General features: G+C 69.9%; 1 protein-coding gene. It reads right to left on the bottom strand.

What is annotated here, in order from left to right:
* Positions 1-445: PstC family ABC transporter permease (locus CRD60_RS08520; RefSeq protein WP_113860806.1), on the bottom strand; the 445-nt coding region annotated here is incomplete at both ends.

Consider the following 445-nt stretch of genomic DNA (forward strand, 5'->3'; position numbering starts at 1 on the left):
GTGGCGACCAGGGTGGCCACACCCATGGAGTCGGCCTCGGGGAACTGGGCGGCGATGTTCGCTGCGATGGTCTGGTTGGCGGAGGCCCTGAGCAGGCGTACCGAGTATGTCAGTCCGGGCGAGAGGATCATCAGTACGGCCATGGTCTCACCCAGGGCGCGGCCCAGGCCCAGCATGGACGCGGAGATCAGGCCGGCCCGCCCGAAGGGCAGGACGGCCAGGCGGATCGTCTCCCATTTGGTGGCGCCCAGGGCCAGGGCGGCCTCGCGTTGCAGGCGTGGCGCCTGGGCGAAGATGTCCCGGCCCACCGATGTGATGATCGGCACGATCATGACCGCCAGTACCAGGGCGACCGCGGCCGCCGACCGTCCGGGGTCGGCTACGGGTCCGGCGAAAAGTTGAATCCAGCCCAGCCATCGGGAGCGCCGGGACCATACCCCGATGG

Origin of the sequence: Bifidobacterium aemilianum (assembly GCF_003315635.1) — a bacterium.
GTDB classification, from domain to species: Bacteria; Actinomycetota; Actinomycetes; order Actinomycetales; family Bifidobacteriaceae; genus Bifidobacterium; species Bifidobacterium aemilianum.